Genomic DNA, 13620 nt, shown 5'->3' with positions numbered 1-13620 from the left:
GCGGGGCGCACCCATGCGTCCCGCGTGTGGGCCGGGTATCGAAGTTCTCTGCGAAGGGAATCTCGACCCGGCTTTTTGCCTGATGGCGACATGCGCCAACATTGGAAAGACTTATGGCCAAACGTGATTACTACGAAGTCCTTGGCGTCGCCAAGAACGCCACCGACGACGAAATCAAGAAGGCGTATCGCAAGCTGGCGATGAAGTACCATCCGGACCGCAATCCGGACAGCAAGAGCGCCGAAGAGAAGTTCAAGGAAGTCAAAGAGGCCTATGAGATGCTCTCCGAGCCGGAGAAGCGCGCGGCCTACGACCAGTACGGCCACGCCGGCGTCGATCCGAACATGGGCGGCTTCGGGGGAGCGGGCGCTCAGGGCTTTGGCGGCTTTGCCGACGCATTCGGCGACATCTTCGGCGACATCTTCGGTCAGGGCGGCCCGGGTGGACGTGGTGCGCGCGGCGGCCCGCAGGTGTATCGCGGCGCGGATCTGCGCTACAACATGGAGATCACGCTCGAGCAGGCCGCGAACGGCTTCGACACGCAGATTCGCGTGCCGAGCTGGGAAGAGTGCGAAGTCTGCCACGGCAACGGCGCGAAGCCGGGCACCAAGCCCGAGACCTGCCCGACCTGTAACGGTTCGGGCTCGGTGCGCATGTCGCAGGGCTTCTTCAGCATCCAGCAGACTTGCCCGAAGTGCCACGGCACCGGTTCGTACATTCCCGAGCCCTGCACCAACTGCCACGGCTCGGGCAAGATCAAGAAGACCAAGACGCTGGAGATCAAGATCCCGGCGGGTATCGAAGACGGCATGCGCATCCGTTCGTCCGGCAACGGCGAACCGGGCGTGAACGGCGGGCCGGCGGGCGACCTGTATGTGGAAATCCACATCAAGCCGCACAACGTGTTCGAGCGCGACGGCGACGACCTGCATTGCCAGATGCCGATCTCGTTCGCCACGGCGGCCCTGGGCGGCGACATCGACGCGCCGACGCTGCATGGCAAGGCGACCTTCGAAGTGCCCGAAGGCACGCAGACGGGCAAGACGTTCCGCCTGCGCGGCAAGGGCATCAAGGGGCTGCGCTCGAGTTATCCGGGCGATCTGTACGTGCACGTGCAGGTGGAGACGCCGGTCAAGCTCGACGACAAGCAAAAGCAGATGCTGCGCGACTTCGACGCCTCGCTCAAGGCGGGCGGCGCGCGCCACAGCCCGCAGACGAAGGGCTGGTTCGACCGTGTGAAGCAGTTCTTCGAGTAAGTCATGCCAAGTGAAGCGCCCGTGGCCGCGTTCGCGCTGTTGGACGACAGTGCCGACCCGGCCGGCGGGGCGCGTCTGTATACCGGGCTCGTGCGCGTGGTGACTTGCGCCGAGCCCGCTGTGCTTTCGGACGCGCTTCGCGAGATGGAAGACGCCACGCGCCGCGGCCTGTATGCCGTGCTGCTGGCCGACTATGAATTCGGCGTTCGCCTGGGTGGCGTGCACACGATGGCGACGCGCCGCGCGCCGGGCGAGTTCCGCGCCTTGCTGTTTCGTGACTTGCAGCGTCTCGATGCGATGCAAACGCAAGCGTGGCTGGCGGCCCAGGAGGCCGCGCAGCCGGACGGGGACGCCGCCTGCGCGCCCGTGCCGGCCGTCCCGGCCGGTCAGGCCACCATCGACGGCTTTCTTGCCACCCCCGCCACCCCCGCCACACCCCCCACTACCCCTCCCGGCGTTGCGGGCGTGGCCGCGCTGCGCAGCGACGTGAGCGACGAGGCTTTCGACGACGCGATCGCCCGCATCCATGCATGGCTCTCGCAAGGCGAGTGCTATCAGGTCAACTACACCTACCGCCTGCATTTCGACGCCTTCGGCTCGCCCGTGGCGCTGTATCGCCGCCTGCGCGCACGCCAGCCGGTACCGTATGGCGCGCTCGTCGTGCTACCGGGCGCGCAGGGCGGCGCGGGCCGCGCGATTGTCTCGCTGTCGCCAGAACTGTTCCTGCGCCACTCGGCCGGGCACATCGAAGCGCGGCCGATGAAGGGCACGGCCCCGGCCAGTGGCGACGCGGCCGTGGACGCCGAACGCAGCGCCGCACTCGCGGCCGACGAGAAGAACCGCGCCGAGAACCTGATGATCGTCGATCTGCTGCGCAACGATCTCGGCCGTCTTGCGACACCGGGCACCGTCAGCGTGCCGAAGCGCTTCGAGGTCACGCGATTCGCCAGTGTTTTGCAGATGACCTCGACCGTGACGGCCACGCTGCCGTCCACGGTGACGTTTGCCGACGTGCTGCGCGCGTTGTTCCCCTGCGGCTCCATCACCGGCGCGCCGAAGCACCGCACGATGCAGTTGATCGGCGAGCTGGAGTCGTCGCCGCGCGGGCTCTACACCGGCGCCATCGGCTGGTTCGACGCGCGTGGCGACGATCCGCACGCGCTCGGCGATTTTTGTCTGTCGGTCGCGATCCGCACGCTCGAGCTCGACGCACCGGCCGCCGATGGCATACGCCGCGGCAGGCTCGGCGTGGGCGCGGGCATCGTACTCGACAGCAAGGCGGACGAGGAGCGCGAGGAGTGTTGCCTCAAGGCGCGCTTTTTGAGCGCACTCGATCCGGGCTTCGAACTGTTCGAGACGATGCGGGCGTCGCGCGAGGGCGGCGTCGCGCACATCGAGCGACATCTGGCGCGCCTGGGCGCATCGGCCGCGTATTTCGGCTTCCGCTTCGATGCGGCGGCGTTGCGCGCGCAGCTCGATGCCGTCGTCGCGACGTTGACCACCGGCGACATGCCGCATCGCGTGCGTCTCGCGCTCTCGCACGGCGGCACGGTGGCGATCACGCACGCACCGCTCACGCCACTGCCGGCCGGTCCGGTGAAGGTGCGGCTCGCCGACGCCTCCGCCGCCACGCGCGCGAACGATCTTTTTGTGCGTCACAAGACGACCGTGCGCTCGCGTTACGACGCGGCGTGGCGCGCCGCCGAAGCGCACGGTGCGTTCGACACGCTGTTCTTCAACGAGCGGGGAGAGTTGACCGAAGGCGGGCGCTCGAATGTGTTCGTCAAGCGCGACGGCCGGTGGGTGACGCCGCCGCTCTCGTGCGGCGTGCTGCCGGGTGTGATGCGCGGCGTGATGCTCGACGATCCGACGTGGGCGGCCACCGAAGGCGTGATTACGCGCGAGGACCTGCTTGCCGCGACGGCGATCGTCGTGTGCAACGCGCTGCGCGGCGCACTGCCTGCAAGACTGGTGACGGCCTCAGCCGTGTGACGCGGCCAACGCGAGGTGCGGTCGCCCCGTCGCCCCCCACCGCCCCCGTCGCCAGTCGTCGCCCACCACCGTACCCCCGCCGCGGATGCCCATCCCCGCGCGCCGGCCTCGCGCCGATACGTCAACTGCCCTGACGCGCCGCCATCTGCGGCACGAACAGCTCGCTCCACCTGGCCGGGCGCGTCTTGATCGTGCCCGCGCGTCCCATGAACTCCACGTACTGCATCAGCCCGTTGGGCGTCGTGGTGAACTGCAGGCCCGGGTCGGCGAGCATCTGCTCGATCTCGGCTTGCGGCAGGTTCATCTTCGACACGCGCAGGAAGGTTTTCGCCGCGCCGACCTTGTCCTTCGCGATGTAGGCGGCCGCTTCCTCCTGCGCGTCCAGGATCGCCTGCACGAGTTTGGGGTTCTGCACGGTGAACTGCTTTGGCGCGAACACCACGTCGATGGTGATGTTGCCCAGCACGTCGGTCGAATTGAGCACGCGCCTGATGCGCGGATCCTTGAGTTCCTGATACGAGAACGGCGGCGACGTGAAGTGCGCCGTGATCTCGGTCTTGCCCGAGAGCAGGGCGCTCACCGCTTCCGGATGGCTCAGGCTGACCGTCTGCGGATCGAGTTTCGCGTAGTTTTCAATGCCGAAGGTCTTCGCCACGGCCATTTGCAGCAGTACGGCCGACAGCGACGTCTTGATGCCCGGAATCGCGATCTTGTCCTTCGGCGTGAAGTCCTTGAGCGACCTGATGTTCGGGTTGTTCGTGTTGAGCCACAGCGGGCCGGTCGAGAGCGCCGACAGGCCGATGACTTCCGAGCGCGGAATGCCGTGCGCCTTCGACCACAGCGTGACGAAGCCGGGCGCGCCGGTGCCGGCGACATCGAGGTTGCCGGCGAGCATGGCGTCGTTGATGACGTTGCCGCCGTCGAGAATGGTCCACGTCGTCTTCACGTCGCCCAGCCCCAACGCCTTCGCATGCTTCTCGACGAGATGCTGGTCGCGCATGACCATCAGCGGCAGGTACAGGATGCCGTAGCCGTGCGACAGGCGCACGGTGCTCGCTTCGGCGTGCGCCACGCTGCCGAGCGTCGATAGCGTGGTGGCCGCGGCTAGCGCGAGGGTGCTCGCCCAACGGGTGAAATGGCGTCGATTCATGAGGTTGTCGTCTCCGGATAGTTGGAATTATTCATGACCCCGAAGGGGCGTCAATCTCGCGGCACTGCGTCGCGGCATCGCATCGCAGCCCCGCGCCGATCGCGGTGCCGTCAGTGCTGCATGCCCCAGCGGTGCAGCGTGCGCCTCTCGATGCGCGCAAACAGCAGGTTCTCCACCGCCAGCCCGATCAGAATCACGAAGAACAGCCCGGCGAACACGTTGGCCGTCTCCAGCGAGTTGCGGTTCTCGAAGATGTACCAGCCCAGCCCGCCCGAGCCGGACGACACGCCGAACACGAGCTCGGCCGCGATCAGCGTGCGCCAGGCGAAGGCCCAGCCGACCTTCAGACCGGTGAGAATGCTCGGGAACGCGGCCGGGACGAGCACGTGCCGCACGAGCGCGAAGCGCTTGAGGCCATAGTTCTGCCCGACCATGCGCAGCGTCTTCGATACGCCGCGAAAGCCGCTGTGGGTGTTGAGCGCCACGGCCCACAGCACCGAGTGCACGAGCACGAAGATCACGCTGCCGTTGCCCAGCCCGAACCAGATCAGCGCGAGCGGCAAGAGCGCGATGGCCGGCAGCGGGTTGAACATGGCGGTGAGCGTCTCGAGCAGGTCGTTGCCGATCTTCGAGCTGATGGCCACGGTGGTGAGCACCGCGGCGAGCGCGATCCCCGTGCCGTAGCCGACGAGCAGCGTCTTGAGCGAGATCGCGGCGCGCAGCAGCAGCACGCCGCTCGTCAGGCCGCTCGCGAATGCGGCGACCGTATCGGAGAAACCGGGAAAGAGCAGGGCGTTGTCGAGCCAGCGGCCGTAGATTTCCCAGATGACGGCCAGCACGCACAGGATGACGGTCTTGCGCAGCCAGCCCAGGCGATAGAGCGTTTCGAAGGCGGAGAGCGGGCGCTGGACCGAGGAGAGCTCCGCCGGCACGGGCTCGAGCACGAATTCCGGACGATGGACCGGTTCGATGCGCGGCGTTTGTTCGGCCGGCGCGGGATATTCCGGGGCAATGGCGTTCATGGTCGTGTCCTCAATGCGCGGCGAACAGCAGTTGATCGATGCGCGACTCGAGCGCGCTCTGGTGCGCCGTGCCCAATTGGTCGGGGGCGATGCTATTGAGCTCGGCCTTGACCTGACCCGGATGCGGTGAGAGCAGCAAGATGCGGGTGCCGATGCGAATGGCCTCGTCGATGCCGTGCGTGACGAACAGCACCGTGAAGCGCGTGTCGTCCCACAGGCGCAGCAGTTCGTCCTGCATCTTGCGGCGCGTGAGGGCGTCGAGCGCGGCGAACGGCTCGTCCATGAGCAGGACGTCCGGCTCCATCGCCATGCCGCGCGCGATCGACACGCGCTGCTTCATGCCGCCCGACAACGTGTGCGGATAGCTGTCGATGAACTTCGCGAGGCCGACCTTCTCGATGTAATGCGCGGCGCGCTCGGCGGCGTCACGCCCTTTCAGGCGGCCGCTCGCGGTAAGCGCGAACTCCACGTTCTGGCGCACCGTCTTCCAAGGCAGCAGTTGGTCGAATTCCTGGAACACCATCATGCGATCGGGGCCGGGCTCGGTGATGGTGCGGCCCTTGAGGCGAATTTCGCCGTGCACCGGCGGCAGATAGCCGCCGATGGCCTTGAGCAGGGTGGACTTGCCGCAGCCGGAGGGCCCGAGCAGCACGAAGCGATCGCCCGGATAGACATTGAAACTGACTTGCTGGGCGGCGGTGACGAGGTAGTCGTCGGTCTTGTACTGCAGCGTGACGCGGTCGATTTCCAGCAGCGGGGGCACGGCGGCCGCCGCGGGGCCGGGCGCGCCCGTCGGGGGGGGCGATCTGCATGGCTTGTCTCCTGAGGGATACTCTTATAATCGGCTCCGATACTAAGCAGCCAAGCTGTAGCGAAGCTGACATCGCGGGCCCGCGGCTGCCCGATTCAGGGCAAACACCGAGGCCGCCGCCGGGGATTTCCCAGACAATGCCCGCAGAACGCCGGCGTGCCCGCGCAAGGACCGGCCGCCTCGCGGGGCCACGGCGCGGGAAATCGCAACGGGCGCGAGAGCGCACGGCAACGCAGCGGCCGGCGCGCCAGCTTGCACAGAAGGAGACACAGGACCATGCGCATCATGCTGGTGGAGGACACCGCCGATGTCGCCGAAGCGATTGCCACGCAGTTGCGCAAGCTCGGCCATGCGCTCGATTGCGAGACCGACGGCGCGGTGGCGGCGTCGCGCATCGGCGACGACTACGACCTGTTGATCCTCGACGTGATGCTGCCGCATGTCGACGGCTTCGAGCTGTTGCGACGCGTGCGCGAGCGTGGCCTGTCCACGCGCGTGCTCATGCTCACCGCGTGTGCCGAAATCGAAGAGCGGGTGCGCGCGCTCGATCTCGGCGCCGACGACTACCTCACCAAGCCGTTCGACTTTCGCGAACTCGAAGCGCGCGTGCGCGCCCTCATGCGTCGCACGGGGCAGGACGCGACGAACCGGCTCGCGTGCGCGAACCTCACGCTCGATCGCAAGAGCCGCGGCGTCGAAGTCGACGGTCGGCCGGTCGAGCTCACGCGCCGCGAAGTGACGCTGCTCGAAATCCTCGCGGCGCGCCCGGGACGCATCTTCGGCAAGGACGAACTCATGGACCGCCTGTACGGCGACGAGCCCGCACCCAACGCGAACGCCATCGAGCAATACGTCGCGCGTCTGCGCAGGAAGCTCGCTGCGGCGCAGTTCCAGATTCGCACGCTGCGCGGACTGGGCTATCAGCTCGTGCTGTCATGATCGTTCCGGGCCGCTCGCTCTATTTGCGGCTCGTCATCCGCATGGGCGCCGTGCTGGCGTTTGCGGCGGTGGCGGTGATGCTGGGCATCTGGTTTTCCACGCGCGCGGCCGTTGACCGCGCCTACGACCGCTGGCTGCTCGGCAGCGCGCTGCAGGTCGCCGAGAACACGTGGTACCAGAACGGCGAAGTCAACGTCGACGTGCCGCTCGCCGCGTTCTCCGCGCTCGCGCCGGGCGATCAGATTTTCTACACGGTGCTCGATCCGAATGGCCGCTCCGTGGCGGGAGATTCCGAGTTCCGTCCGCCGATTCCGTGGGACAAGCTCGACGACGGGCCCATCGTCGTCGATGGCACGTATCAGGAGATGCCGATCCGCATCGCGATCGTCGGGCGCCGCATGCCGGTGAGCGCCCCGCATCCGTGGGCCGTGGTGGCGCTCGCGCATACCCAGAACGCGCGGGTGCGTTTCACGCGCGGGCTGGCGGACAGCACGCTGCTCATCACCATCGCGACGGGCGTCCTGACCTTGCTCGCCGCGCTGTGGACGCTGCGCCAGGCGCTTGCACCGCTCAAGCAGATCGAGGCGGCGATCCGGACGCGCGACTCCAGCGACCTCGTACCGCTCGCGGTGACGGCACCCGCGGAGACACTGGCGCTCGTCGGCGCGATCAACGACTTCATGCGGCGGCTCGCCATGTCGCGCGCGCTCATGCGGCGCGTGATCGGCGACGCCGCGCATCAGTTGCGCACGCCGGTGACGGCGCTTACGGCGCAGGCCGAGATGCTCACGCAAACGCAGGACGAGGCGCAGCGCCAGCAGCATATCGCGCGCATCCAGAAGCAGGCGCGCGGGCTCGGTGGGTTGATCCATCAACTGATCAATCACGCGATGGTGCAGCACCGCGCGGACAGCGTGGCGCGCGTGCCGGTCGACCTGGGCAAACTGCTGTCCGAGGCCATGCGCGAAACGTTCTCGTATGCGAGGCGCGACATCGACGTCGCGCTGCATGTGCCGGACGGGCCCTGCCGGGTCGTCGGCGACGCGCTGAGCCTGCGTGAAGCGGTCAAGAACGTGCTGGTCAATGCGCTGGCGTATGGCGCGCCGCACCGCCTGCACGTCGACGTGACGCGCGTGGACGGGCAATGGCGCGTGCGCTTCTTCGACGACGGTCCGGGCATTCCGGCGTCGGAATGGCAGCGCGTGCGCACGCCATTCGCGCCGCGCGCCGACGGCCGGGAAGGCGCGAGTCTCGGGCTCGCCATGGTGGCGGAGGTGATGCAGGCGCACGGCGCCCAGATGGCCTTCGAGCGCGCCGAGGGCGAAGGCTTCGCCGTTGTGCTGACGCTGCCTGTGGCGCCGGGCGAATCATAAAAAAAAGCGGCTCGTGCGTGAGCCGCTTCCGTTCATCGTCGGCGCGCTGCCGACGCGCGCTCAGAAGCAGTGCTCCGGCGACGGGAACGTGCCGTGCTTGACCGCTTGCACGTAGGCTTCGATCGCGGCCGCGATGCTGGGCTGGCCTTCCATGAAGTTCTTCGAGAACTTCGGCGACTTGCCGGGGAACACGCCGAGCATGTCGTGCAGCACGAGCACCTGGCCGTCGCAGTCCGGGCCGGCGCCGATGCCGATGGTCGGCATCGTCGGCAGCTCGGGCGTCACGCGCGAGGCGAGGGCCGCCGGAATCGCTTCGAGCACTACGAGCTGCGCACCGGCCGCCTGCAAGGCGCGCGCATCGTCGAGCAATTGCACCTGCGCCGCGTCTTCACGCGCCTGCACCTTGAAGCCGCCGAACGCGTGCACGGATTGCGGCGTGAGGCCCAGGTGCGCGCACACCGGAATGCTGCGCTCGACGAGAAAACGCACCGTCTCGGCAAGCCATGCGCCGCCTTCGATCTTGACCATCTGCGCGCCGGCCTGCATCACGGCCACCGCGCTCTGATACGCCTGCTCCTTCGTGCCATACGTGCCGAACGGCAGATCGGCGAGCACCAGCGCCTTGCTGGTCGCGCGCGCGACGCATTCGGTGTGATAGCAGATATCGCGCAGCGTGACGGGCAGCGTCGTGCCCTGGCCCTGGATCACGTTGCCGAGCGAGTCGCCGATGAGAATGGCATCGACGCCCACGCGGTCGAGCAGTGCGGCGAAGCTCGCGTCATAGGCGGTGAGCATGACGATCTTCTCGCCGCGCTCGCGCATCTGGGCAAGACCGGGAACGGTCACGGCCTTGCGGTTGGATTCCTGCAGATAACTCATGTCAGCCTCGGTTCAGGAGGTTTCACCCGCGCGCTGGGGCGGGCCCGGAGACGATCAGGGGCGTGCGCCCTTGACGAAGACTTCCTTGCGCCCGCGCATCTGGTCGATGCGCTCGACCAGCAGGGCGAAGTCGCTGTCGTTGTGCGCCGGATCGAATTGTTCCGTGTCGACGGTCAATACCGGCGCAGCGGCGTAATGATAGAAGAATTCACCGTAGATGTCGCACAGCGCACGCAGATACGTGTCGGAAATCTGCTGCTCCATCGGGATCGCGCGCTTCTGGATGCGCGAGAACAGCGTCTCGGGGCTCGCCTGAAGATGAATCACGAGATCGGGGGCGCGATTGGGCCGCTCGATGTGTGCGACGAGCTTGCGATACAGCTCGAGCTCGTCGTCGGCCAACGTGAGCCGTGCGAACAGACCGTCCTTCTCGGGCAGAAAATCGGTGAAGATCGGTTTGCCGTCGATCTCGCGTCGCGCGATCTCGAGCGCTTCGTCCACGCGCTCCAGGCAGAACGTCAGTTGTGCTGCGAGTGCATAGCGCGCACTGTCGCGATAGAAGCGTTCGAGGAAGGGGTTGAGCGCGGGCTGCTCGAGCATCACGTCGGCGCCGGCGGCTTCGGCCAGCCGGCGGGCGAGCGACGTCTTGCCCACGCCGATCGGGCCTTCGACGGCCAGATAACGGAAACGCCCCAGGACGGGCGACCTCATGAGACGTAGGCGCGCTTGGTCGGGCAGCAGCACTGCGCGACGCGTTCGATGCGCTGATCCGCGACTTGCGGCAGCAGCGCGCTCACGCGGCCAACACCGGGGATGTCGAGTTCGGGGGCGAGATCGGCCAGCGGGCGCAGCACGAAGGCGCGTGAGGCCATGCGCGGATGCGGCACGATCAGGTCAGGTTCGGCGATGCGCTCGTCGCCGTAGAGCAGCAGGTCGAGGTCGAGCGTGCGCGGCGCGTTCTTGTACGGCCGCTCGCGCCCGAAATGCAGCTCGATCTTCAGGCACAGCGTGAGCAACTGACGCGCGGTGAGACTCGTCTCGACGGCGACGGCGCAGTTGAGATAGTCGTCACCGCTCGAGTCGATGGGTGCGGTGCGATAAAGGTCGGACTTGCCAATGATGGTGACGCCGATTTGCTGCGCCAGACAGACGATGGCGTCCTTGATCGCTTGGCGGGCGTCGCCGAGGTTGGCGCCGAGCCCGATATAGGCAACAGTCATGAAGCACCTTCGGAACCATGCTGTGGCGATGATACCCGCTTGCCATGATTCTCGCTGACGCCGTTCTCACCCGCGCCGCTCGCGCCACCCTGGCCGCCGCCCCCGCCCGATGGCTTGCGGCGACGCCGGCGGCGCTTCGCCGCCGGCGTACCGCCGCCGGCACCGCTGCCCTGCGCGAGCAGGGCGTCGCGCGCGGCCGCATCGCCTTCGAGGAAGTCGGTCCACCACTGGCCCGCTTCGGCCGGCACTTCGCCCGACTCGCAGCGCAGCAGCAGGAAGTCGTAGCCGGCGCGCAGGCGCGGATGTTCGAGCAAACGCAGCGGCGTGCGGCCCGCGCGTTTGTCGAGGCGCACCTGCAGCCCCCAGATTTCCTTCATGTCGGCAACGAAGCGACGCTGGATCGCCAGCTTGCCGGTCTGCGCGTCGAGCACGTCGTCCATGGCGAGGTGCAGCGCCGGAATCGGGTATTCGCCCGCGCTCTGGTAGGCCTGCCACTTCTCGAGCACGAGATGCCAGAGCAGTGCGGCAAACAGGAAGCCGGGCGAGACCGGCTTGCCCGCACGAATGCGGGCGTCGGTGTTGGCGAGCGCGAGCGTGACGAACTTCTCGCCCAGCGGCTGCTCGAGCACGACGTCGAGCAGCGGCAGCAGCCCATGGTGCAGGCCTTGCGCGCGCAGTTGCTGCACGCACGCCCAGGCATGGCCCGAGAGCAGCAGCTTGAGCATTTCGTCGAACAGACGCGCCGCGGGCACGTTGTCGATGAGCGGCGCGAGCTGCGGGATCGGCGCGGCCGTGGCCTCGTCGATCTTGAACCCGAGCTTGGCCGCGAAACGCACCACGCGCAGCATGCGCACGGGATCTTCGCGATAGCGCGTGGCCGGGTCGCCGATCATGCGCAGCACGCGTTTCTGAATGTCTTCCCAGCCGTGGTGATAGTCGTGCACCGTCTGCGTGGCCGGGTCGTAATACATGGCGTTGACGGTGAAGTCGCGCCGCGCGGCGTCTTCGTTCTGCTCGCCCCAGACGTTGTCGCGCAGCACGCGGCCCGATTCGTCGGTCACGTGCGTCTTGCGGTCGAGCTCGCCCTTTTTCGGACGACGCGCACCGATCTGCTCGCTGTCCACGGCGTCGACCAACGCCCGGAACGTGGAGGTCTCGATGATCTCCTGCCCGAACTGCACATGCACGATCTGAAAGCGCCGGCCGATGATGCGGGCGCGGCGGAACAGCCGCTGGACCTGCTCGGGCGTGGCGCTGGTGGCGACGTCGAAATCCTTCGGGGCGATGCCCAGCAGCAGATCGCGCACGGCGCCGCCGACGATGAAGGCCTTGAAGCCGGCTTGCTGCAGCGTGTCGGTCACGCGCACGGCGTTCTTCGAGAGCAGCGTCGGGTCGATGCCGTGCACGGAGGCGGGAATCACGACCGGCATGCCGCTCGGGGGTGGGCTGCCCGCGCCGCCGTTATCGGTCTGGCCGTCCTTGCCCAGCAGCTTCTTGATGAGTTTGCGGATCACTGGAACAACTCGAGAATGGGCCAGCGACGCGCCAGCGCGATTGCCCGCAGCGTCTCATCGGGATTGGTGGCCACCGGATGGTTGACCTTCTCCATCAGGGGGACGTCGTTGGCGGAGTCGCTGTAGAAAAATGCGTGGTTGAAGTCGCCCCACGTCTTGCCGAGGCTCGCGAGCCAGGCTTCGGTGCGAGTGATCTTGCCCTCGCGAAAGCTCGGCGTGCCAACGTATTCGCCGGTGTAGCGGGCGTTCGGGCCTTCGCCGGCCGTCGCCGGCTCGGTGCCGATCAGGTGCTCGATGCCGAAGGCCTTGGCGATCGGGCGCGTCACGAACGTATTGGTCGCTGTCACGATGGCGCACAGGTCGCCCGCCTTGCGATGCATGTCGATCAGCTCGAGCGCTTCGGGGCGCACGTGCGGCAGGATCGACTCCTCCATGTACTGCGCATGCCAGGCGTCGAGCTGGTCGCGCGGGTAACGCGCAAGCGGCGCCAGGCAGAAACGCAGATAGGCCGGCATGTCGAGCCGGCCTGCACGGTAGTCCTGGTAGAAGGCCTCGTTGGCCTGCGCGTACGAGTCACGCTCGACCGCGCCCTGGCGCACGAGGAAACGGCCCCACTCCTTGTCGCTGTCGGTCGGCAGCAGGGTGTGGTCGAGATCGAAGAGAGCTAAATTGGTCATTGCGCGAATTTTACCTGAAGCGAACAACAGTCAGTGCTTGCCGTCGGGGGAGGCGGAATCGGTGTGGGTGAGCATCTGGCGCAGCAACGGCAGGGTCACCGCGCGCTTCTGCTCCATGGAAAAGCGGTCCAGGCGGTCGAGCAACGCCATGAGGCTCGACATGTCGCGCTGGAAATGCGTAAGCAGATAGGCGGGCACGTCCGCGGCGAGCTGCAGGCCGCGCTCGCGCGCCGCGTTCTGCAGCGCCTGCTTCTTGCCCGCGTCGTCGAGTCCCACGATGTGAAAAACGAGCCCCCAACCGAGGCGGGTGCGCAGGTCTTCGCGCAGCGGCATATCCACCGGCGGCTGCGAGCCTGCGGCCACGAAGGCGCAATGAGGACGGGCGCGGGTTTCGTTGAACAGGTTGAAGGCGGCGATTTGCTGCGTGGGCGAGAGATCGTCGCAGTCGTCCACGCAATAGACCGTACTCGCGTCGTCGAACGTGAAGGCGGCCAGCGGGCTGCGCGCCCTCAGGTAGCGCGCGCTCGGGCCGACGGCATGGCACAGGGCTTCCATCAGATGGGTGCGCCCGGACCCCACGGCACCCCACAGGTAGATGCCGCGGTCGCGCGCCGTGCCTGCCGACAGATCTGCGGGAAGGCCGGCGAGCGTCTGCGCCGCCTCGCGATTCGGCCCGACAATGAAATTGTCGAACGTGGCGGGCGGCGGGGTGCCGAGGTCGAGATACAGTTGCTGGATCACGAACGAAGAAAGCCGGCGCAGACGCCGGCACAGTACGGTTTGCAGG

The 13620-nt window shown here is 67.4% G+C and carries 13 protein-coding genes; 4 read left to right on the top strand and 9 right to left on the bottom strand.

Annotation, left to right across the window (positions count from 1 at the left end; translation table 11 throughout):
• Positions 1-113 precede the first annotated feature (113 nt).
• A complete protein-coding gene (dnaJ, locus tag CDN36_RS04700; protein ID WP_150556678.1) occupies positions 114-1256 on the top strand; it encodes a molecular chaperone DnaJ in 1143 nt (380 codons plus the stop codon).
• 3 nt (positions 1257-1259) lie between these two features.
• Positions 1260-3248 carry a chorismate-binding protein gene (locus CDN36_RS04695; protein ID WP_287496101.1) on the top strand — a complete coding sequence of 663 codons (1989 nt, stop codon included), beginning with the start codon at positions 1260-1262 and terminating at the stop codon, positions 3246-3248.
• Positions 3249-3369: 121 nt separating this feature from the next.
• Here CDN36_RS04695 and CDN36_RS04690 read toward each other — a convergent pair whose 3' ends face one another.
• The 3 genes from CDN36_RS04690 to CDN36_RS04680 form a co-directional block, all read right to left on the bottom strand.
• Positions 3370-4398: an ABC transporter substrate-binding protein gene (locus tag CDN36_RS04690; RefSeq protein ID WP_150556680.1), complete on the bottom strand. Its 1029-nt coding sequence runs from the start codon at positions 4396-4398 to the stop codon at positions 3370-3372.
• A 110-nt stretch (positions 4399-4508) separates the two neighbouring features.
• Positions 4509-5420 (bottom strand): ABC transporter permease, encoded by a 912-nt coding sequence (locus CDN36_RS04685; RefSeq protein ID WP_287496100.1) that lies wholly within the window; start codon positions 5418-5420, stop codon positions 4509-4511.
• Positions 5421-5430: 10 nt separating this feature from the next.
• Positions 5431-6183: an ABC transporter ATP-binding protein gene (locus tag CDN36_RS04680; protein WP_287496099.1), complete on the bottom strand. Its 753-nt coding sequence runs from the start codon at positions 6181-6183 to the stop codon at positions 5431-5433.
• Between the two features lie 324 nt (positions 6184-6507).
• On the opposite strand from CDN36_RS04680, the gene CDN36_RS04675 reads away from it, so the two are divergent.
• Together CDN36_RS04675 and CDN36_RS04670 are read left to right on the top strand one after the other, a co-directional pair.
• A complete protein-coding gene (locus tag CDN36_RS04675; protein ID WP_150556683.1) occupies positions 6508-7170 on the top strand; it encodes a response regulator transcription factor in 663 nt (220 codons plus the stop codon).
• A complete protein-coding gene (locus CDN36_RS04670) occupies positions 7167-8543 on the top strand; it encodes a sensor histidine kinase (RefSeq protein ID WP_287496098.1) in 1377 nt (458 codons plus the stop codon). Before CDN36_RS04675 ends, CDN36_RS04670 begins: the two co-directional genes overlap by 4 nt.
• Before the next feature lie 60 nt (positions 8544-8603).
• On the opposite strand, the gene panB is transcribed toward CDN36_RS04670, so the two are convergent.
• From panB to hda, 6 genes are read right to left on the bottom strand one after another with little or no spacing between them, the layout of a single operon-like run.
• Positions 8604-9422 (bottom strand): 3-methyl-2-oxobutanoate hydroxymethyltransferase, encoded by an 819-nt coding sequence (gene panB, locus CDN36_RS04665; RefSeq protein ID WP_150556685.1) that lies wholly within the window; start codon positions 9420-9422, stop codon positions 8604-8606.
• A gap of 54 nt (positions 9423-9476) precedes the next feature.
• Positions 9477-10133: a deoxynucleoside kinase gene (locus CDN36_RS04660; protein WP_287496097.1), complete on the bottom strand. Its 657-nt coding sequence runs from the start codon at positions 10131-10133 to the stop codon at positions 9477-9479.
• Complete coding sequence (folK, locus tag CDN36_RS04655; RefSeq protein ID WP_150556687.1) at positions 10130-10642, bottom strand: 2-amino-4-hydroxy-6-hydroxymethyldihydropteridine diphosphokinase; 513 nt, start codon at positions 10640-10642, stop codon at positions 10130-10132. The genes CDN36_RS04660 and folK overlap by 4 nt, the downstream gene beginning before the upstream one ends.
• Positions 10639-12156: a polynucleotide adenylyltransferase PcnB gene (gene pcnB, locus CDN36_RS04650; RefSeq protein ID WP_287496096.1), complete on the bottom strand. Its 1518-nt coding sequence runs from the start codon at positions 12154-12156 to the stop codon at positions 10639-10641. The genes folK and pcnB overlap by 4 nt, the downstream gene beginning before the upstream one ends.
• Positions 12153-12833 (bottom strand): histidinol-phosphatase, encoded by a 681-nt coding sequence (locus CDN36_RS04645; protein ID WP_287496095.1) that lies wholly within the window; start codon positions 12831-12833, stop codon positions 12153-12155. Before CDN36_RS04645 ends, pcnB begins: the two co-directional genes overlap by 4 nt.
• Positions 12834-12863: 30 nt before the next feature.
• Entirely contained in the window at positions 12864-13574 is a 711-nt protein-coding gene (hda, locus tag CDN36_RS04640) for a DnaA regulatory inactivator Hda (protein ID WP_150556767.1), read from the bottom strand.
• Positions 13575-13620: the final 46 nt, after the last annotated feature.

It is taken from the genome of Pandoraea sp. CB10b_02, assembly GCF_002216225.1.
GTDB lineage: Bacteria > Pseudomonadota > Gammaproteobacteria > Burkholderiales > Burkholderiaceae > Pandoraea > Pandoraea nosoerga.
Note: the sequence above shows the minus strand (reverse complement) of the source record. Positions and strands in the feature narration are given on the sequence as shown.